Annotated in this window: 14 protein-coding genes; 8 read left to right on the top strand and 6 right to left on the bottom strand. The window is 65.8% G+C overall.

Annotated features, from left to right (window positions below; all coding sequences use genetic code 11):
• Nucleotides 1-2,549: DEAD/DEAH box helicase (locus tag KF791_20100; GenBank protein MBX3734885.1), on the top strand; the 2,549-nt coding region annotated here is incomplete at its 5' end.
• A gap of 43 nt (nt 2,550-2,592) precedes the next feature.
• The gene (locus tag KF791_20105) at nt 2,593-3,507 is read left to right on the top strand and encodes a hypothetical protein (GenBank protein ID MBX3734886.1); all 915 of its coding nucleotides are present in this window, start codon (nt 2,593-2,595) and stop codon (nt 3,505-3,507) included.
• A gap of 61 nt (nt 3,508-3,568) precedes the next feature.
• Here the strand turns inward: KF791_20105 and KF791_20110 are convergent, their stop codons facing one another.
• Nucleotides 3,569-5,083 carry a DUF1501 domain-containing protein gene (locus tag KF791_20110; protein ID MBX3734887.1) on the bottom strand — a complete coding sequence of 505 codons (1,515 nt, stop codon included), beginning with the start codon at nt 5,081-5,083 and terminating at the stop codon, nt 3,569-3,571.
• Nucleotides 5,084-5,085: 2 nt separating this feature from the next.
• Nucleotides 5,086-7,791 (bottom strand): DUF1553 domain-containing protein, encoded by a 2,706-nt coding sequence (locus tag KF791_20115; GenBank protein MBX3734888.1) that lies wholly within the window; start codon nt 7,789-7,791, stop codon nt 5,086-5,088.
• 249 nt (nt 7,792-8,040) lie between these two features.
• Here KF791_20115 and KF791_20120 point away from each other — a divergent pair, with 249 nt between their 5' ends.
• From KF791_20120 to KF791_20130, 3 genes are read left to right on the top strand one after another with little or no spacing between them, the layout of a single operon-like run.
• Entirely contained in the window at nt 8,041-8,301 is a 261-nt protein-coding gene (locus KF791_20120) for a zinc ribbon domain-containing protein (GenBank protein ID MBX3734889.1), read from the top strand.
• Between the two features lie 40 nt (nt 8,302-8,341).
• The gene (locus KF791_20125) at nt 8,342-9,820 is read left to right on the top strand and encodes a GTP-binding protein (protein MBX3734890.1); all 1,479 of its coding nucleotides are present in this window, start codon (nt 8,342-8,344) and stop codon (nt 9,818-9,820) included.
• A 55-nt stretch (nt 9,821-9,875) separates the two neighbouring features.
• The gene (locus KF791_20130) at nt 9,876-10,901 is read left to right on the top strand and encodes a WD40 repeat domain-containing protein (protein MBX3734891.1); all 1,026 of its coding nucleotides are present in this window, start codon (nt 9,876-9,878) and stop codon (nt 10,899-10,901) included.
• Nucleotides 10,902-10,924: 23 nt separating this feature from the next.
• On the opposite strand, the gene secD is transcribed toward KF791_20130, so the two are convergent.
• The 3 genes from secD to KF791_20145 form a co-directional block, all read right to left on the bottom strand.
• On the bottom strand, nt 10,925-13,510 hold the full coding sequence (gene secD, locus KF791_20135) for a protein translocase subunit SecD (protein MBX3734892.1): 2,586 nt from the start codon (nt 13,508-13,510) through the stop codon (nt 10,925-10,927).
• Between the two features lie 25 nt (nt 13,511-13,535).
• Nucleotides 13,536-13,874, bottom strand: a complete 339-nt coding sequence (yajC, locus tag KF791_20140; protein ID MBX3734893.1) for a preprotein translocase subunit YajC — start codon at nt 13,872-13,874, stop codon at nt 13,536-13,538.
• 195 nt (nt 13,875-14,069) lie between these two features.
• Complete coding sequence (locus KF791_20145; GenBank protein ID MBX3734894.1) at nt 14,070-15,065, bottom strand: c-type cytochrome; 996 nt, start codon at nt 15,063-15,065, stop codon at nt 14,070-14,072.
• A gap of 189 nt (nt 15,066-15,254) precedes the next feature.
• Between KF791_20145 and KF791_20150 the strand changes: the two genes are divergently transcribed.
• From KF791_20150 to frr, 3 genes are all read left to right on the top strand, one after another.
• Nucleotides 15,255-16,742 carry a trypsin-like peptidase domain-containing protein gene (locus KF791_20150; GenBank protein MBX3734895.1) on the top strand — a complete coding sequence of 496 codons (1,488 nt, stop codon included), beginning with the start codon at nt 15,255-15,257 and terminating at the stop codon, nt 16,740-16,742.
• Between the two features lie 74 nt (nt 16,743-16,816).
• Nucleotides 16,817-17,554 (top strand): UMP kinase, encoded by a 738-nt coding sequence (gene pyrH / locus KF791_20155; protein ID MBX3734896.1) that lies wholly within the window; start codon nt 16,817-16,819, stop codon nt 17,552-17,554.
• A gap of 14 nt (nt 17,555-17,568) precedes the next feature.
• A complete protein-coding gene (gene frr, locus KF791_20160; GenBank protein ID MBX3734897.1) occupies nt 17,569-18,129 on the top strand; it encodes a ribosome recycling factor in 561 nt (186 codons plus the stop codon).
• Between the two features lie 36 nt (nt 18,130-18,165).
• Here frr and purH read toward each other — a convergent pair whose 3' ends face one another.
• Nucleotides 18,166-19,743 (bottom strand): bifunctional phosphoribosylaminoimidazolecarboxamide formyltransferase/IMP cyclohydrolase, encoded by a 1,578-nt coding sequence (purH, locus tag KF791_20165; protein MBX3734898.1) that lies wholly within the window; start codon nt 19,741-19,743, stop codon nt 18,166-18,168.
• Nucleotides 19,744-19,813: the final 70 nt, after the last annotated feature.

The raw sequence follows: 19,813 nt of genomic DNA on the forward strand, positions 1-19,813 counted from the left end.
CCATTGTGTTTTGGCGGGATTTCGCGCGGCGCTTTTTCACCGCGCTGTGCCAGAATCCGGGACTTTCCGAAGCCTCCTTCCCGGCGCTTCCGTCGCCTGATGAATCGGCCTGCGCGGTGATCCTCGAATCGGCCCCTCCAATGCTTGGCCTCGAGTATCTCAACGAACGGGTGCTCGGTGAGCTCTGGAAGTCCCTGGAAACGCGCGTCCGGGAGGGCGTCCAGAGCACCGGGAGCGGGGTGGCGGCCTACCTCCGGGCGCTGAATCCCGTTTGGGCTGCCATCGGACGGGTGACCTTTCACCTGGCGGAGAACAAGCGCAGTCCCGAATGTCCGTTCGCGTTCCTGGCAACCTACACCCACCGCATCTCCAGCGAGGGCCGGGTGCAACACCTGCCCCTGGGGCGCGCTCTGGAAGAGTATGCCGGGGCGAAGAACCGGACCGCCCTCACCTCCCTGCTCTCCCCGGTACAGCGTGCCGCCGCGGCCAGCCCGCTGGCCCGCGAACTCCTGGAGTCGCGCGCCGTGTTTCATCCGCAGGCCTGGACTCCCGGGCAGGCCTATCGCTTCCTCAAGGAGATCCCGTTGTTGGAGAAGGCGGGACTCATGGTGCGCATTCCGGACTGGTGGAAGGCCGGACACCCGCCACGGCCGCAGGTGCAGGTGTGCATCGGGGGGCAGCCGGCGCGCCAGTTCGGCGCCGACAGCCTCCTGGATTTCAAATTGGAGAAGACCCTCGATGGAGAACCCCTGACCGAGGCCGAATGGCGCTCCCTGTTGTCGGCGGCGAACGGGCTCGTCCTGCTCAAGGGTCGCTGGGTGGAGGTGAATTCCGAAAAGCTGAGAGAGGTCCTCGCGCATTGGAAGTCTGTGGAGGCCGCGGCGGCCGGCGGCGGTGGACTGCCCCTGCTCCAGGGGCTGCGGCTCCTCTCCGGATTTGATCCTCGAACCACCGCCGTTGAGGAGGCCGCCGGGACGCGTTCCGACTGGTCCTCGGTGGTTGCGGGGGATTGGCTGCACCAGGCGCTTGCCGAAATGCAGAACCCGGGGGTGAGCAGGGACTCCGAGCCCGGACCGGACCTCAAGGCCGACTTGAGACCGTACCAGCGGCTGGGGGTTCACTGGCTGTGGTTCATGAGCCGGCTCCGGCTGGGCGCCTGCCTGGCGGATGACATGGGACTGGGCAAGACCCTCCAGATCCTTGCGCTCCTGCTGGTGCTGCGCCGCCGCCCGTTGGCGGACCAGCCGCGCACCAGCCTGCTGGTCGTCCCGGCCTCCCTGATCGCCAACTGGAAGGCGGAGATTCTCCGGTTTGCCCCGTCCCTGTCCGTCTGCCTTCTGCATCCGTCGGAGTCCGATCCGGAACAGCTCGCCGCCATTGCACGCCGCCCGGACGAGGCGTTGACCACCTGCGATCTGGTCATCACCAGCTATTCCTTCCTGCTGCGTTGGCCCTGGCTGAAGGACCATTCCTGGAACCTTCTCGTTCTGGATGAGGCGCAGGCCATCAAGAATCCGGGCGCCCGTCAGACGCGCGTCGTCAAGGCGATCCCCGCCCGGAGCCGGATCGCCCTGAGCGGCACACCGATCGAGAACCGGCTGGGGGATCTCTGGTCGCTTTTCGATTTCCTGTGTCCCGGCCTGCTTGGGGATGCCGCCGCGTTCTCGGCATTCGTCAAAAATCGGAACCGGAGCACCACCACCACATCCTTCGCCCCGCTGCGACGTCTGGTTCGTCCGTACATTCTCCGCCGGCTCAAGACCGACCACCGCATCATCAGCGACCTGCCGGAAAAGACGGAGCTCGACGCCTTCTGCCCGCTGACGCGCACCCAGGCCGTGCTGTACCAGCAGGCGGTGAAGGATCTGGCGGAGCAACTCGACGCACCGGCGGCGGCGGGCATCCGCCGGCGCGGGATCATCCTGGCCTTCCTCACCCGCTTCAAACAGATCTGCAATCACCCCTCGCAATGGCTGGCGGATGGTGCGTACCGCCCCGACGACAGCGGCAAATTCCAGCGACTGGCGGCGTTGGGCGAGGAGATCGCGGCGCGCCAGGAAAAGGTCCTCATCTTCTCGCAGTACCGGGAGATTGCCGGACCCTTGGCACGGCACCTGGCCGCCGTGTTCGGGCGCGACGGACTGGTGCTTCACGGGGGCACCGCGGTCCGCAAACGGCAGGAGCTGGTCGATGAGTTTCAGCGCGAGGACGGTGCACCGTTTTTCATCCTGTCGCTCAAGGCCGGGGGCACCGGCCTCAATCTGACTGCAGCCTCCCACGTGATCCACTTCGACCGGTGGTGGAATCCGGCGGTGGAGAACCAGGCCACCGACCGCGCGTTCCGGATCGGACAGAAGCGCAACGTCATGGTCCACCGCTTCATCTGCCGGGGCACGCTGGAGGAGCGCATTCACGAGGTTCTGGCCGGCAAGCGGGCCCTGGCGGAGCAGGTTCTGGGCGAAGGGGGGGAGCAACTCCTCACCGAAATGAGCAATGCCGAGTTGCTCCGCTTTGTGGCGTTGGATATCAAGGCGGTCGGCGAGGAATGAGCTGGAGAAGCATCATGAACACGAGGAGGGAGCACCCACGGACATGAGCTGGGGATATGGATGGAGACCGTACGTCTCCGTGGCCCAGCGCCGCGCCAACGCCGCGAAAGAGGTCTCCCGACTGGCAAAAAAGGGCCGTGCGCTCTCCCCCGTCCACCTGAAGAGCCGGACCATCGCCACCACCTTCTGGGGCAGGGCCTGGTGCGACAATCTGGAGTCCTACAGTGATTTTGAGAACCGGCTGCCCCGTGGACGCACCTATGTTCGCAACGGCTCGGTCGTGGATCTTCAGGTGGCTCCCGGTCGGATCACCGCGCTGGTCAGCGGGTCCTCGATGTACGAGATCGTCATCCAGATCCACCCCTTGTCGCAGGACGCCTGGCGCCGACTCCAAAAGGCATGCTCCGGGCAGATTGATTCCCTCATTGAAATGCTCCAGGGCCGGCTCTCCGCAGGGGTGATGCAGGCCGTGACGCGGAAAGGCGAAGGGCTGTTCCCAAAGCCGGCTGAGATCCAGATGAAGTGCTCCTGCCCGGATTGGGCGGGACTGTGCAAGCACGTGGCCGCCTCCCTGTATGGTGTGGGTGCGCGGCTGGATGAGCAGCCGGAACTCCTGTTCCAACTCCGCGGTGTGGATCCCGCGGACCTGATCGCCAAGGCATCCGCCTCCGAAGCCATCCGCCAGTCCCGGAAATCCGCCGCCCCAGCGCTTTCCGACGCTCAACTCTCCGACGTGTTCGGCATCGAGCTCGACACCGGAGGCGCGGCCGACGGTGCGCCGGCGGCCCCGGCTGCGGCCGCACCCAAAGCGACACGCACAAAAAAGGCCGTTCGCGGGAAAGGCAAACCAGCCGCGGGCGCCAAACCAATGGCCGCCGCGGGCGCCCCGGCCGCCCGCAAGGCTGCGAAAAAGGGCGGCTCCGGGACGAAGCGCCGTCCCGCGAGGTCAGGGATTTGAAAGGGCGGGCCAGCCGGCATCGGTCTGGCAGGCCTTGAGAAGGTTTGAGGCCCTCAGGCCCTCAGGCCATCAGGCCCCGGATCACCTCGCCGTGAACATCCGTCAAGCGGCGGTCCACCCCGTTGTGGCGGAAGGTCAGCCGGGTATGGTCGAGGCCCATCAGGTGCAGCACGGTCGCATGAATGTCGTACACGGTGGTCGGATGCCGGCGATCGAGGGGCTTATACCCCCACGGGTCACTCTCGCCGCAGACCACGCCCCCGCGAATGCCGCCGCCACAGAGCCAGTTGGTGAAACAGTACGGGTTGTGGTCCCGGCCCAAACCGCCCTGGGAACTCGGCATGCGCCCAAATTCCGTGGTCCACAGGATCAGCGTGTCCTCGAGCAATCCGCGCTGCTTCAGGTCCTGGATCAGCGCCGCGGTTCCTCGTGCAAAGCCGCGGGCCAGCGGGCCGTGGTCGCGCCGGATATCCTCATGCGAATCCCAATTGCGCCTGGGAAACCCGTTGTCGTTGCCGGACCAGATCTGCACAAAGCGGACCCCACGCTCGACGAGTCGTCGGGCGACCAGACATTTTCGGCCAAAGGTGTCCATTTCCTCCGGCGCGTTGATCTCCTTCGGCCACTGGCGCGTGGTCCGGTTGATCCCGTAGAGATCCAGCAGATGGCCGGGTTCCCTCGAAATGTCCAGAGCGTCGGGCGCGGCCAGCTGGAGCCGGGCGGCGAGTTCGTAGCTGCGGATCCGTGCGTCCAACCGCGCATCCCCTTCCCGGCTGGAGGCATGCTCCCGATTGAGCCTTGCCAGCACGGACTGACCCGCGGCCTCGCTCTCCGGCGCGATGAAGGCCCCGGCAGGGCCGGGAAAAAGATCGGCGATCGGGTTCTCGCGGCCGGGAAAGATCATGGTTCCGGCATGCTGACCCGGAAGGAAGGCCGCATCCCAGTTTTTGGGGCCGTTGGATGCGAATCCTCGGTGATCCGGCAGGACCACAAACGCCGGGAGGTTCTCATTCTCGGTTCCCAGTCCATAGCTGACCCAGCTCCCCATGCCCGGGAAGCCCGGCATCTGAAATCCCGTCGCCTGCAGGTAGGTTGCCTGGCTGTGAATTCCGGTCTTGCCGACCATGTTGTGGACGAATGCCAGTTCATCGGCGACCGGGCCCAGGTCGGCGACCACTTCGCTCAACCACTGGCCGGAGTCGCCGCATCGCCGGAAGTCCCAGACCGGCTTCAGCCACGGGCCCAGGCCGTCCTGAAACGCCTCCACCCGCTCCCCAAAGTCGCTCGGTTGACCGTGGCGCTTCACCAACTCCGGCTTGTAATCAAACAGGTCCAGCGGGCTGGCGGCGCCGGCCATGAACAACTGGATCACCCGGCGCGCCTTGGGGGCGTGATGGCATCCGGAAGGGACGCCGCTCGCGCCCGAGGCGGAACCCGACGCCAGGAGTCCGTCCCGATTGAGGAGACTCGCCAGAGCCAGTCCCCCGAGGCCGCCCCCTGACTGCCAGAGGAACTCGCGCCGGGACCTGCGGTGCCCGTCAAAAGGGGCGGCGTGAAATGCGGAGACCGGGTCCATGCTCAGTCCACAAACGCGAACTCATTCAGATTGAACAGGAGCCGGCAGGAGTTTGCGAGGCCATGACTGCGGGCGTGTGCGGCAAGGACCGCCACTGTCTCCGCGTCCGGCGCCCGGCCAAACGCCACCCACCACGCGTGCCGCACCTGCGACTCCGGATCCGGAGCGGATCGCACCAGGATGTCCGCAAAATGCCCGGCCATGGTCAGGACCAGCGCATTGTTCATCACGGCCAGCGCCTGAAGCGGTGAGGCGCTTTCATTCCGGCGCGCCACCTGCATGGATGGATCCGCACAGTCCAACGTGGTCAGAAACGGCTGGGGTTGGGAGCGCACGATCCACCGATACACCGTCCGGCGATGGGACGCCGGATCATCCGGGTCATGCAACCCGTACTCGTAATGGGGTGAGTGCTCGGGTTTCTCGACCACAAAATCCCGGAAGCCCGGACCGCCCATGCGCAGATCGAGGCGGCCGGAAACCGACAGGATCGCGTCGCGCAGGGCCTCAGCCTCCAGTTTGCGCCGGTTCATCCGCCAGAGGAGCCGGTTGTCCGAGTCGCGTGCGGCGGCATCCGGGCGGTCCGTGGACACCTGCCGGTAGGTGGCGCTGGTCACCAGCAGCCGATGCAGCGCCTTGAGCCCCTGCGGTCCGTCTCGGAACGTGGCCGCGAGCCAGTCCAGCAACTCCGGATGGCTGGGAAGCGAACCCATGCGCCCGAAATCATTCGGCGTGTCCACAATCCCCCGTCCGAAGTGGTATTGCCACACCCGGTTCACGATGGACCTCCACGTGAGGACATTTTCCGGGGCGGCGAGCCAGCGGGCCAGCGCGGCCCGACGATCCCCCTCTCCATGATTCGCAGGCAGACCGAAGCTGGGGGAAAGCGCGGGGAGGCATTGGAGTGCCCCGGGCTCCACCTCGCGTCCGGGCCGTTCAATGCTGCCGCGGTTGAGGATCCGGACGGCCCGCGGCTTCCCGCCGTTCGCCCCGGTGCCCGAAAACGCCCCGTTGCCGGTGTACACCGCGGCCACATAGGCCCTCGCGGGAGTCGGGAGCTCCCGCAGCGCCGCCGCCACCCCCTCGAGCGCCTCGCGCAAACCATCCAGCTCAACCTGCTCCGTCTCCAGGGTCGCCATCGCGATCCGCGCATCGCGTTTCACTTTGAGGGCCGCCAGTTCTCCGTCGTCCGTGGCCTTCAGCCCCGGGTACCAACCATCGGTAAGATTCTGACGCTGCCAGCGCACGGGCGCCTCGATGGAGTCGAGCGCCGTCACGTTGGCACCCGCGGCCACATTGCGACCGTCCCCGGTCCACGCTCCAAGTTCCGCCAGGGCGAAGATGTAATCCTCCTGGCGCGTCGCGAGCTTCACGGCGGTGACCCGGATGACCCGGACGGATCGCCCGGCAGCGGCGATGCGCGTCGGGGTCAGTCGGGGATTCGGCACGTCCGCATCGCCAAAATCGGCCAGCGTGACCGGATCTTCAAACCCCGGCCCGGGGCTGACCTCGACCCGGTAGCGGACCGGGAAGCCAAATCCCTCGCCAATGCCATTGAAGTCGTCGCGGCACGGGTGCAGCACAATTTCGTGGAGCGCATGCGCCTCCTCCAGCTCGACCTGCACCCACTTGACCGTGTCCGGCGCAGACTCGATCGCGCTGTGATAGCCATAGGCTTGACCCTCGCGAACGTGGCGCTCCCGCGCCTCGATAAGGTGCTCGATTTCGGCAAGTGGCGCGCCGGCCCGCGCCCGGATTTCTCGTTCCATCGCTTGGCGGCGCGCCAGCAGCTCCGCCTCGCGCTGGTGGAGGCGGCGGCGTTCCCGGGCGACCACGGGATCCGTATCATAGGGCTGTTCGGCGCGGTCCAATGCGGCGAAGACCGCCTGCAGCCGGTAGTAATCCTCCTGCGGAATCGGGTCGAACTTGTGATCGTGGCACTGGGCGCACTGGACCGTCAGGCTGTTGAACGTCTGGAGCGTGTTGACCACCATGTCGTCCCGGTCGAGGTGCCGCGCGACCTGGCCATCCATCTTCGATTCCGGCACCTCGGCATGCCCGATCAAGTCCCAGGGACCCGCCGCAATGAATCCGAGGGCTTCAAACCCGTCGCGGGTCCCGGGATGGAGCACGTCGCCCGCCACCTGTTCCTCGATGAAGCGGGAGTACGGACGGTCCTCGTTGAATGCCCGGATGACGTAATCGCGATACGGCCAGGCGTTCGGACGCGGCTGATCCTTGTCGTAGCCATGGGTTTCCCCGTAGTGCACCACGTCGAGCCAGTGCCGCGCCCAACGTTCGCCATACCTCGGGGAGGCCAGCCAGCGGTCCACCAGGCGCTCGTACGCCATCGGGTCAGGATCGCTGACGAATGCAGCGACCTCGGAGGAATCCGGAGGCAGTCCGAGCAGGTCAACGCTGAGCCGCCGTGCGAGAGTCGCGCGATCCGCTTCCGGGGATGGCCCGACCCCTTCGGCCGCCAGCCGGGCCCGAATGAAGGCGTCCACCGGGTTCGCACACGGGGAACCCACCACAGGGACCCGGGGCGCATGCAACGGCTGGAGCGACCACCACGTGTCGCTGGAAGGTTGGAAGTCCCGGACGGCGCGGGGCTCGCCGGACGCCATCGCCGTCAGCGCGACCGCAAGTGCGGCTGCGATTCCCGTCCGGCCAGCGCGGGACCGCAGGGCTGGGAAGAAGTCTGACATACCGGAAGCAACTGAATGAACGGGGTTCGACGGGGTTGGGCAAGACGGGATTCGGAGGAGTGCTTGCGGTGTGCTTGCCGTGCTTCGCGAGAGGAGGTGCTGAGCCGACAGCGACAGATTCCCTTCAAGGGTCTCATCCTTCCCAACGGTTCCCCTGCCCCTGACGGGTCGGGCCCGGACAGCTCGCACGACAGGCAGCCATTCCCCAAGCTTGACCGCGCCACGTCACAGGGCTTTTTTCAGCGCGCGATGCCTACGTACATTTACGAGACGATTCCTGAGAAGACCGGGCGGAAGATCCGCCGGTTCGAGGTCAAGCAGTCCATGAAGGACGCGCCGCTGGAACGCGACCCGGAAACGGGGCTTCCGGTGCGCCGGGTGATCTCCGGAGGGCTCGCGCCCCTGTTGAGCTCCGGGGAATCCAACGGAGACTGCGGCAACGGCCGTTGCGAGATGCCCTCGCCGGCGGCACACACCTGCGGTTCCATGTGCGGTTGCACGACCAATTGACGCCACGGTTCCGCCAGCAGCAGCCCCCTTCCGCTCCTCCATGAGTGATACCGACTCCCGCATCCCCGTTTCCGTGCTCACGGGCTTCCTCGGCGCCGGCAAGACCACACTGCTCAATCGCATACTCACCGGACAACACGGCAAGCGCATTGCCGTGATCGAGAATGAGTTTGGCGAGATCGGGATTGACAATGCCCTGGTCATCAACGCCGACGAGGAGATCTTTGAGATGAACAACGGCTGCATCTGCTGCACCGTCCGCGGCGATCTCATCCGCATTCTCGGCCAACTGCTCAAGCGTCGGGACCGGTTTGACTACATCCTCGTTGAGACCACCGGCCTTGCCGACCCGGGTCCGGTGGCCCAGACGTTCTTTTCCGACGACGAAATCAAGGCGGCGTTCCGCCTGGACGGCATCGTGACGCTGGTGGACGCCAAACACCTGGGACTGCACCTCGACGACGCGCCCGAAGCCAAGGCGCAGATCGCGTTTGCCGACCGGATCCTCCTGAACAAGCTGGATCTGGTGAGCCCGGCTGAGGCGGACGCACTGGAGGAGCGCCTCCGGGACATCAATGCCATGGCACGGATTTTCCGGACGACCCGGGCGGAACTGGCCGTGGATCAGGTGTTGAACATCCGCGCCTTCGATCTGGACCAGAAGCTCACCGTGGATGGGGATTTTCTCGAAAAGGAACGGCCTTTTGAGTGGAGTGGCGTCTACCACCTGCAGCCGGGGCTCCACCAGCTCGTGCTGGAGCCGGGACCGGATCCGGTGATGGGAGCGGTGCTTCTGCCCGTCGAGGCGGGGGACTCATCGGATGCCCATCATGAGGATTCCGACCACGGGAACGACGGGGAGGGCGACCATCACGTCCACGTCCATGAGCACGACGAACACCACGAACATCGCGGACAGTGCCACGGTGGACTGCACCAGGCATTGCATGCCGCTGAAGACCAGGCGGCGCTTCTATTTTCGCAGCCGGCGAGAACGGTGCGCCCCGGGGGGGAACTGCTTCCGGGCCCGCATCTCCACAAACTCGTTTTGGGCGACGATCGCTCGTCCTTCCGGATCCCCATTCGGTCGCCCGGGCACTTCGCCTTGATCACCCAGCATGGGCTCCCGGAATTCTCCGGGAGGCTGGAGCGCGACGGTCAGGCACTGGAACCGGAGCATGCGCACGACCATGGCGGACACGCCCACGGACATTCCCACGACGAGACCGTGACCAGCGTCGGGTTCGAGGAAACCCGACCCTTGGACCCCCGCCGGATCAACGCCTGGCTCAGCGAACTGCTCCAGACCAAGGGCCAGGACATTTTCCGCATGAAGGGAATCTTGAGCCTGAAGCATCTGCCGCAACGGTTCGTTTTCCAGGGCGTGCACATGCTGTTCGAGGGACGTCCGGACCGTGAATGGCGGGAGAGCGAAGATCGCCGCAGCCAGATCGTGTTCATCGGTCGAAACCTGGACCGGGAGGCGCTCCAGGCCGGGTTCCGCCGCTGCGTTGCCTGATCCGGCCACTCGTTGGGTTCCCCAGTCGCACCCTCCCCGGGGCTCCAGAGACATCGTGAATCCAGCCCCTGAATCCTCGACAGACCTCGCGCAATTCGCCGACGTCGGCGACTACGTGGTCTGCCTCTCGTGGCTTTGCGACGGCACCGCCGTGCTCGCCGCTGCGGCCACGGGGCCGATCCGCCTTTTCGATGCGACTTCGGGAAGGATCCTCGCGTCGTGGCCCGAACATGCGGGTGGCACCTTTTGCGCCCTGTGCTCGCCCAAGGACCCCCGGATCGCGTCCGTCGGTGCCGATGGCCGGCTCCGGTTGCGGGCACCCGATCGTGCTGAACCCATTGCGGAGATCCTGATTGGATCCGGATGGGCGGAGCAACTGGCCTGGTCTCCCGATGGACAACACGTCGTGGGGGCCGCGGGGCGCACAATTCGAATCCTCGACGAGAACGGTGATCTCCGCCTGGCACCGCCGGCGCTTCCGAGCACCGTGGCCGCCCTTGCCTGGAAGGCCGATGGCCGCTCGCTGGCGGCGGCCGCGTACGGCGGAATCCATGTCTGGGATGTGGCCACCGCCCGGGGCTGGGAACCGATGGCGTGGAAATCCTCCTTGATCTCCCTGGCGTGGAGCCCGGATGGCCGCTGGCTGGCCGCCGGCACCCAGGAACAGTCGGTGCAGATCTGGGAGTTGCCGTACCGGCCGGGCAGGGAACTCGCCATGCGAGGCTACCCCGGCAAGGTGAAGCATCTCGTCTGGCACTCCGGGAGCCGGTTGCTGGCGACGGATGGCGGCGTCGAGGCGATGGTCTGGGATTGCAGCGGCGGGGGTCCGGCAGGCACGACACCGCGCATTCTCGAGGGGCATTCGCGGCGCATCACCGCGATCGCCTACCAGCGAGCCGGCCACCTGCTGGCAACTGGCGATGAGGGCGGCGAAGTGATCCTTTGGAATGCCGGCAAATCCACGAATCCGGTCCGCCGGTTGACGGCGGCGGGTCCGGCCACCTGCCTGGCCTGGAGTCCCGACGATCGCATCCTGGCCGTGGGCACGGCCAGCGGCCCGGTCGGACTGCTGCGACCCTGAGCCGGGAGGGCATTGGAGCGGGGTCAGGCCGCGGACCGCGCCGGCTCGGGTGCCACGGCCGCCGTGGGAACCCCGGCGGCGAGTGCCGGGCGCTTGCCCTTGTTCCACCACAGCACCAGGGTGCTGGCGATGTACACGGAGGAGTAGGTGCCGGCGAGAATGCCGACGAGGAACGCGAACGCGAAGTCGTTCACCGAGCCGCCCCCGAACAGGTACAGCGCCAGTGTGGACAGGAAAACCGTTCCCGAGGTGATGATTGTCCGGCTGAGCGTCTGGTTCAGCGCCCGGTTCAGGAGGTCCCGGAAGGAGCCGGGAATCCCGAGGCGGAGGTCCTCACGAATCCGGTCAAAGATCACGATGGTGTCGTTGATCGAGAAGCCCACGATGGTCAGGAGGGCGGCAATGAACGTGGCGTTGAACTGACGGGCCTCGATCCAGCCTCCGGTCAGACTGTTCCCGAGCCCGGTGAGCGAGTAGATGGCCACGGTCATCAGGACGTCGTGGACCACGGCCAGCACGGCACCGACGGCGAACGAGAACTCATACCGGAAGGCCACGTACACCAGGATGCCGAAGAGGGAAAGCAGTCCGGCAATCACTGCGGATTTCTGGATCTCCTGTCCCACGGTCGGCCCGATTTTCTGGAGCTCGATCCGTTTGAAACCCGCCTCAGGAAAGGCCCGGGCCAATTGCTCCTCAATCAGGGCGCTGGTTCCTTCTGCCGCCGAAATGCGGAGGGTTTCGTCACCGGTGGCCGATCCGGCGGCGCCCCGGCTGTAGCCGATGGTCGCGTCGCCCCGGTTCAGACGGGCCACCTCCGCCCGGATCTGGTCCACTGGAACCTTCTGGGAGAACTGCAGGGTGATGCGGTCGCCCCCGCGGAACTCCACGCCGAGCAGATTTTCGCCCCGTCCAAAAATCCCGTAGCCGAGGCCGGCCACGATGAGCACCCACGAGGCCACAAAGGCCGGCTTGGCCAGCTTCATGAAGTCAATGTGGGTCCGGCCCACCAGGCGGAGCATCCGGATGCCCCCGCGCAGCAGCGGGGTCTTCGCGAGGAGGAAGTCGAAAATCAGCCGGGTCACCACCAGGGCGGTGAACATGGAGATGCACAGTCCGACGGTGAGCGCCACACCGAAGCCCTTCACCGGACCGGTGCCAAAAAGAATCAGCAGCACGGAGGAGATCAGCGTGGTGAGGTTCGAGTCGAGGATCGTCCCAAACGCCTTGCCGTACCCGGCGGCAAGGGCGCCGCGCACGGACTTGCCGGTCAGCTGTTCCTCGCGGATCCGCTCGAAGATCAGCACGTTGGCATCCACCGCCATGCCGACGGTCAACACAATGCCCGCAATGCCCGGCAGGGTGAAGGTGACGTCAAGGGAGCACATCACGCCGAGCAGTACGAGGATGTTGAGCATGAGGGCCACATTGGCGACCAACCCGGCCAGCAGGTAGTAGCCGAGCATGAAGCCCGCGACCGCCAATATGGCAATGACCGAGGCCCGGATGCCGCTGCGGATGGAATCCGCCCCGAGCGAGGGATCCACGCCGTTTTCCTCGACGATGATCAGCGGCGCCTCCAGGGGGTTCTCGAGCGCGGTCGCCAGTTCGAACGCCTCGCGCTCGGTGAAGCTGCCCGTGATTTGTCCGGCACCGGTGACGATCGCCGAATTGATGTTGGGTGCCGAGATCACCTCGCCATCGAGGACGATCGCCAGGCGCTGTCCGATGTTGTTCCGCGTGACCTCCGCAAACAGCGGGGTCGCCTCGCTGGTGAGGGTGAAATCAATCTCAGGACTGCCGATCACCGGATTCCGGGCCACGCGTGCGGACTGGATGGACTTGCCCCCCAGCCCCCGCTCCGCCTGGCGCTTGACGATGATGGAGGCAGCGATGTCCACCCCGTCCCTGTTGCGCGCCCGCATCGGGAGCATCACGTACCCCGGCGGAATCAGTCCCGAGCGGAGATGCTCGTCGTTGTCGGGATCCACGAGGCGGAACTCGAGATACGCCGCGCGCTGGATTTGTTCGCGCGCCGATTCCTTGGCCGACTGCTCGAGGCCCGGAAGCTGGACCACAATGCGGTTCTCCCCGGCCGGCTGGATGATCGGCTCCGCCACGCCAAAGGCATCCACCCGCTTGCGCAACACCTCGATGGCCTGGTCCACGAGGTAGGCGTTGGCGCCCGTGTTGAGGAGCTCGTTCGTCCGTCCGGAGAGGTCCATTTCGAGCACGAACTCGGTACCGCCCCGCAGATCGAGGCCGAGCCGGAATTGCCCGGCCGCCTCCCGTTGAACCCGGTTCAGGATGGCCCGGGTCGCATTGGTGAGATTGCGTGACGCCGCGAGCGGGACAAAGTTGGTCGGGAAATAGGGGCGGATGTCGTTGGTGCCGATGGCCAGGAGGAGATTTTGGTACGCCCGGTCGGGGGCGGCGGCTTCGAGCTCGAAAGCGCGGGCCACGATGTTCGTGAACCGGGGGTCCACGTTGGAGGCCATTTCGTCGAACTTGACGATGAGGTTGCGCGGCCCCGGAGGCAGGATCTCGGACAGGGACCAGATGACGACGAAGACGACAAACAGCGCCTTCCAAAGATGGGAACGGTTCATGACTCGAACGGACAGGCTCAGCGGCTCAGGAACCGCGTTCCAGGATCTGGCTGACGGCGCCCTTCTGCACCTCAAGCTTCGTGTCGGCGGATCGTAGGGTGATGGCGTCGTCGCGCACGCTGGTGATCACGCCGAGGATGCCCGAGGTCGTGACCACCTTGTCCCCGGTCTTCAGGGTCTTCAGGAGGGCGGCCTGCTCGCGGGCCTTTTTCTGCTGGGGCCGGATGAGGAGGACCCAGAAGATCACCACCATGAAGACGATCATCCCCAACTGCATCAGCATGGCGCGCTTCTGCTCCTCGCGGGACGCGTTTTGGGCGGGAGGGGCGAGGGCCAGCAGCAGATGGAGAGGGAGGGAACCCATGAGTTTTTCGACAAATGAGGGGAAAGCCTATGAATGAGGGCCGATTTGGCAAGCGCCGGCTGACTGAAATTGCGGAGGTCCGGGCACGCGCCGGCCGCCCCCGGCCCGATCGGCACAAAAAAGGCAGGGGAAACCCCTGCCTTTGCCATGGCTGTCGCCAGGAACCGCCCGGCCACAGCCCCCCCAACATGCCGGCTATTTTGCGGCGACCCGGGGCTTGTCCGTCAGCGTTTGGAGGAACGCGACGAGACGGTCGAGCTGCGTCGCATCCAGCTCGAGCCCAAGCTGGAGCCACGCCATGGACTTGACCGCATCGCGCAGTGTTGCCTGCCTGCCATCGTGAAAATAGGGCCAGGTGAGGGCGATGTTGCGAAGGCTGGGCACCTTGAACACCAGCTCGTCGTACTCCTCCTTGGTGACCTCGATCCGCCCCTTGTCGGCATCGTTTTCGTAGACGTTCACGATCCCGATCTTCTTGTAGTTGTTCCCCCCTAGCAACGGACCGTAGTGGCACGTCGTGCAGCCAATCGTGAGGAATTCGTTCAATCCGGCCCGTTCATTCAGGGTCAGCGCGCTGTCGTCCCCCTTGAGGAAGTCATCGAACCGGTCACGGGTGATCAACGTCCGCTCGAAGGCCGCCACGGCGCGCGCGAAATTGTCGTAGCTGACGGGTGTCGCCTCGCCCGGAAAGGCCTTCTTGAACGCCGCGGCGTACCCGGCGTCGGCGTTCAAACGTTCCAGCACGACCTCCGGGGCGGGCATGGCCATTTCGATCGGGTTCAACACCGGGCCCTTGGCCTGGTCCTCCAGCGTCTCCGCGCGGCCGTCCCAGAACTGGGCGACATGGAAGCCGGCGTTGAGCACCGTGGGCGAATTCCGGCCCCCTCGCTCGCCCTTGGCTCCCGGGGAGGTGGGCTCGTTGTCCACACCGCCCTTGCCTTCATCCACCCGGTGACAGGTGTTGCACGACTGGGATTGATTCAGCGACAGCCGCTTTTCAAAGAACAGCTTCTGACCCAGAGCCACGCGCTCCGGAGTATCGTTTTCAGATCCCGGCATCCTGTCGGGAAGCGGCGCCAGCAATTCGAGGGCCTTGGTGCGAAGGGTTTTCGCGTCGGGTGTTTCGGCAGCCAGCGCGGAGCCGAAGGAGCCGGCCGCGAGGCCGAGGGCAAGGAGCAATGTGCGATTCATGGACGATTTTGAAACTTCAGGATCTCGAGAGCATTCCGAATTTGCAGTCGGCCCGTCCATCTTGGCGCGGACCGGCCGCGCCGCAACCCCCGGGACGCCACGGGCCGCATCCATAAGAATTGCTTCCGACCCGCAGTGCCGCCGGCCGCGACGGCTTGCAGGTCACAAGGGCGGCCGTAGGCTCGCCCGGTGATCTCAATTTCGGTCTCCCGCACCCACCGTGCGATCGCAGCCGCGCTGCTGCTCCTCCCGGCCCTGCCAGGACGCGGTACGGAGCCCGTCCGACCTCTGGACCTGGCCCGTCAGTTGAACGAGGCCTTTGTGGCCGTGGTGGAATCGGTGTCGCCCGCCGTGGTGGTGATTGATGTGGCGCAGCGGGAGGTGACCGAGGAGTTCAACGCCTCCAACCCATGGCTCGAGCTCCTGCCCGAGGGATGGCGGGAACAGCTCCGCCGCGAGCAGGAACAGCGCCGTCAGCAACGCCGCCAGAATCCCCCCGATGGCCCCCGGTTCGATGGCCAGGGGTCGGGAATGATCGTGAGCCCGGAGGGGGACGTCCTCACGAACCACCACGTGGTCGAGGGCGCCGAAAAACTCCGGATCCGGCTTCGGGACGGCCGGAAGTTTGACGTGGAGGTTCGCGGATCGGATCCCGACTCCGATCTTGCGGTCCTCCGGATCAAGAATCCCCCCGCAGACCTCCCCGCGATCACCTTCGGCGATTCCGACAAGGTCCGCGTTGGCGAATTCGCGATCGCCATTGGAGCCCCCTACCGGCTCGACTACAGCGTCAGCGTCGGTCACATCAGCGCCAAGGGTCGCAGCGATCTGATGGGCGGCATGTTCGATCAGGCCTTCCTCCAGACCGATGCCAACATCAATCCGGGGAACTCGGGCGGCCCCCTTGTGGACATCGAGGGACGGGTGATCGGGGTCAACTCGATGATCCGGGGACTCAACTCCGGCATCGGATTTGCCATTCCGTCCAATCTGGCCCGCGAGATCACGTCCCGACTGGTTGAGGACGGACGGTTTGTCCGCGCCTGGCTCGGCATCTCCATCGGAGCCCTCCGGGAGGATGAGAACGTCCGGCGCACGGTTCCCGACCTGGAGGATGGCGTGGTGGTGACCGGAATCGCGCCGGACGGACCTTCGAGCCGCGCCCGCCCCCGGCTGCAACCCAGCGATGTCATCACCGCGGTGGACGGCCGGGCCGTGGCGGGTCCAAACGAATTGCGCGCCATTGTCTCGCGAAAGCGCCCGGGATCCACGGTGGTGCTCGACGTCCGGCGGGCCGGCGATTCCCTCGAAGTTCAGGTGGAGCCCGGGGCACTGCCCCCCGCGGAAGAGCGGATGATCCAGTTCACGCGGCGATCACGCGACCGCGATGTTCGGGAGACCCACGGCATTGAAGTCGAAGCCTTGCCGGCGGCCCAGGAGTCCAACGGGTCGCCTCCGGGCGGCGTGCGGGTGTCGGCGGTCCTCCCGGGCAGCGTGGCCGCAAGCGAAGGCGTCCAACCGGGGGACGTCCTTTCCGAGATCAACCACCAACCGGTGGATTCGCCCCAGCAAGCCCGGAGAATGCTGGAGGCATCCGACCTCAGCCGCGGGATCCTGCTGCGCCTCGAACGCGAGGGTCAGGAAACGTTCCGCGTGTTGCGACCGCGGAGGGAATGATGCGGGGCTGTGCCGCGACCGTCCCGCGGGCCGGTTTGACCGGAAGGGCGGACGCTGATACAACCGCGCCGCCGATGCAAAAGAAGTCCTCCCGCCGCCCTGCCGCCAAGTTCCAGCGTATCCTCTTGAAACTCAGCGGTGAGGCCCTTGGGGGTCCCGGGGCAGCCGGCATTCACCCGGAGTCCGTGCACAACATGGCCGCGCAGGTGGCCGAAGTTCGCAAGCTCGGCGTCCAGATCGTCGTCGTGGTCGGTGGTGGAAACATTTTCCGGGGCGTGTCGGGCAGCGAACGGGGCATCGAACGCGCCACTGGCGACTACATGGGCATGCTCGCCACGGTCATCAATGCCCTCGCGCTTCAGGACGCCTTGGAGAAGCAGGATGTCCACACCCGGGTGCTCAGCGCCATCAGCATGATCGCGATCGCCGAGCCGTTCATTCGCCGTCGCGCCATCCGCCATCTGGAAAAGGGCCGGGTCGTCATTGTCGCCGCCGGCACCGGAAATCCGTATTTTTCCACAGATACCGCGGCCGCCCTGCGGGCCAATGAGATGAACGCCGAGGTGGTCCTCAAGGCCACGAAGGTGGACGGCGTGTACAACAAGGATCCCAAGAAGCACCCCGACGCGGTCCGCTACACCCGGCTCAGCTACGACGAGGCACTCAAGCAGGACCTCAAGGTCATGGACTCCGCCGCGTTTGCGTTGTGCCGCGACAACAAGATGCCCATCATCGTCTTCGATTTCTTCAAGCCCCACAACCTGCACCAGGTGGTGACCGGCAGGCCGGTCGGCACCTTGGTCGCTGATTGATCCTGCATCCCCCCATGACCATTGACGACATCCTGCTGGAAACCGAGGAGAAGATGCTCAAGACCGAGGAGCATCTGGTGCAGCAGTTCGCCGGCGTCCGTACCGGCAAGGCCTCGCCTGCACTGATTGAGAACGTGATGGTGGAGGCCTACGGGTCCCAGATGCGCCTCAAGGAGCTGGCCACCATCTCCGCACCGGAATCGCGCATGCTGATGGTGACCCCGTTCGATCAGTCCAACGTCAAGGCCATCGAGAAGGGGATTCAGGCGTCGAACCTGGGCCTGAATCCTGCCACCCAGGGGAAGTTCATCCGGATCGTCCTTCCCGATCTCAGCACGGAGCGCCGCCAGGAGTTCGTGAAAATCTGCCGCAAGATGGCGGAAGACAGCCGCGTCTCACTCCGCAACGAGCGACGCCATGCCATCGAGGGGCTGAAGAAGGTGAAGGCGGCCGGCGGCGTTTCCGAAGATCAGGTGGAAACCGCCGAGGCAGAGGTCCAAAAGCTCACGGACCAGTACATCGCAAAGCTCGATCAGCACCTCGCCCACAAGGAGAAGGAAATCCTCACGGTGTGAGGGAGGGCCGCCCGGCCGCGCCGCGGGAAGTCCGGCTCAATGGCGGAAGTGCCGGCGACCGGTGAAGACCATCGCCATGCCGCGGGCATCCGCGGCCGCAATCACCTCGGCGTCCCGTACGGATCCCCCCGGCTGAATGGCCGCCGTCGCACCCGCATCTGCTGCGGCAATGAGACCGTCCGGGAACGGGAAAAACGCATCCGAACAGACCACGCTGCCCTGAAGCGGCAACCCCGCCTCTCCCGCCTTCCAGACCGCGATCCGGCTGGAATCCACCCGACTCATCTGCCCGGCGCCGATCCCAAGCGTCCGGTCGGGCCCGCAATACACGATGGCATTGGACTTCAGGTGTTTTACAATCCGCCAGCCAAAGGCCATGGCCCGGTGTTCCTCGGGCGTCGGGGAGCGCCGGGTCACCACCCGGACTCCGGAGTCCACACCGGCCTGAAGCACCAACTCCGGACGATCCAGATCCCTTTCCTGCCACAGGAAGGATCCTGCACCCACCGAACGGAGGTCGAAGTTTGGAGCCCGCTCCGGCTGGCCACGGACCTCCAGCAAACGCAGGTTCCTCTTCGCCTTGAGCACCTCCAGGGCACCCGGCTCGAAGGATGGCGCCACAATGACTTCGCTGAAGATTCCAGCGATGGCCTGAGCACATCCAGAATCCAGGGGCCGGTTGACTGCGATGATGCCGCCGAAGGGCGCCTGCCGGTCCGTCGCATGGGCCCGTTCCCAGGCCTCAAGCAGCGTCTTCCCCTGCCCCACGCCGCATGGATTGGTGTGCTTGAGGATCGCCAGCGTGGGCGGCTCCGCCGCGAACTCGGCCACGAGGGCGGTCGCCGCCGTCAAGTCGAGGATGTTGTTGTACGACAGCTCCTTCCCATGCAATTGACGGTAGAATTCGTGAAACCGCCCGAAAAGCGCCGCCCGTTGATGGGGATTCTCCCCGTAGCGAAGCGTCTGAACCCGTGGCGCCAACAGGACAAGCGGTTCGGGCGGTTCGGGCGTCCCGGACTCCAATCCGAAGGCCCCCGCAAGGTAGCGTGCGATCGCCGTGTCATAGGCGGCCGTTCGTGCAAACGCCTTCGCCGCCAATTCGCGCCGCAACTCCGGGGACGTCTCACCCGCCTCCCGGATCTCCCCCCCGACGCGATCGTAGTCCGCGGGATCCACCACCACCGTCACCGCTCCATGGTTCTTGGCCGCACTGCGGAGCATGGAGGGACCGCCAATATCAATCTGCTCAACCGCCTCCACCAGCGTCGCCCCGGGGCGCGCGATGGTCTCCTCAAACGGGTAAAGGTTGACCACCACCAGATCAATTGGCGGAATCCCATGAGCCTTGGCCGTGGCGACGTGGTCCGAAAGATCGCGTCGCTGGAGCAGGCCCCCATGCACCTTCGGATGCAGGGTCTTCACCCGGCCATCCAGCATCTCCGGAAATCCGGTGTAGTCACCGAGTTCCACCACCGGGAGGCCCTCTGCCCGGAGCGCCCGCGCAGTCCCCCCGGTGGAAATCAACTCCACACCGGCGTCGGCAAGGATGCGGGCGAACGGGGCAAGACCGGTCTTGTCGGAAACAGACAGCAGGGCGCGGACGATTCTCGGCATAAAGGACCCCGGAGCGTCCGCAGGCACTGCGGCCAACGTCAACGGTCAAGTCCCTCGGGCACGCATGGCC

Source organism: Verrucomicrobiia bacterium (assembly GCA_019634635.1).
Classification (GTDB): Bacteria; Verrucomicrobiota; Verrucomicrobiia; order Limisphaerales; family UBA9464; genus UBA9464.